The 1215-nt window shown below is 56.0% G+C and carries 1 protein-coding gene; it reads right to left on the bottom strand.

The genetic code is table 11. From position 1 onward, the window contains the following. Positions 1-184: 184 nt before the first annotated feature. Complete coding sequence (locus CKW24_RS27650; protein ID WP_095172055.1) at positions 185-1213, bottom strand: IS110 family transposase; 1029 nt, start codon at positions 1211-1213, stop codon at positions 185-187. Between the last annotated feature and the right edge of the window lie 2 nt (positions 1214-1215).

Raw genomic sequence — 1215 nt, 5'->3', positions numbered from 1 at the left:
CGGCGTCTGAGTGGGGCTGCTACCCCGCGCCTCGATGAGAATCGATGCCCAACGATCCTGATTAGTGAAACGGCCTTTCAGCCGTGTGGGAGCCCAGGGTTGTCGTCAGGCCGGTTGGCCGTTCACGTCATCAGTTATCCAGCATCGCAAAACCAGGTGGGTTGGTGCTCGGGTGACAGCGGGGTCAGGCGTTCATCGCGCTTGGCCCCGCATCGAATACAGTGTGGTGTGCCGCAATTGCCCAAGCGATCCTCGCCAACTTGTTGGCTAGCGCGCAGACCACGTGGTTGGAGTGATGGTGGGTCGCTATCAAATGGCGGACCCACTCCGCCAGCACGCCTTTCTGTCGATCCAGATGCATCAAGTAAACCCGGGCGCACTGGATCAGCAGCCGTCTCTGGTTTCTGTCTCCACGTTTGCTGATACCTAAAAGTACAGTTTTCCCGCCCGTTGAATGCTGTTTGGGGACCAGGCCGATCGAGGCTGAATAGCCTCGGCCACATTTGAACTGCTTGCCATCACCCAACTCGGCAGCCAAGGCGCTGGAGGTGATCGGGCCGACGCACGGAATTGTCATCAAACGAGCAGCCAGATCATCTTCAGCGGCTTGGCATTCCAGTTCTTTGTCCAAGGATTTGATCTGTTCGTGCAAGTAATCAAAGTGGTCATGCATCCGTATCAGCAGCTTTTTGATCGGGTCGGGAAGTGAACTCGCCTCAAGCAGCGCCGTGAGTTCGTTGATCGACTTGAACCCCGGGGCCAAGCTGATCCCGACTTCCAGAAGTGCAGCGTGAATCCGATTGACGGTCGCGGTACGGTCTTTGATGAACGAATCACGCGTTGAATTGAGCATGGCCAGCGCCTGTTGAGCCTGTGTTTTGGCAGGAACAAAACGCATCGATGGACGGGTTGCCGCCTCGCAAATCGCCTCGGCATCGGCGAAGTCGTTTTTGTTGCTTTTGACATAAGGGCGCACAAGGTGCGGCGCAATCAGCTTTGCCGTGTGTCCAAACTTTGCAGCCTGCTGCGCCATGAAGTGAGCGCCGCCACAGGCCTCCATCACAACCGTGCAGGGCTCGAGATTGGCCAAATGTTGGACAAGTGCTACGCGAGTGAATTTTTTGCGGTAAAGCTCATGACCTCGTTCATCTTGGGCGTGAAGATGAAAGGAGTTTTTACCCAGGTCGATGGCGGCGATAGCTACTTTGTTCATGA

The sequence above is a fragment of the Pseudomonas sp. Irchel 3H3 genome (assembly GCF_900187635.1).
Classification (GTDB): Bacteria; Pseudomonadota; Gammaproteobacteria; order Pseudomonadales; family Pseudomonadaceae; genus Aquipseudomonas.
This window is presented reverse-complemented; position numbering and strand designations above follow the sequence as displayed.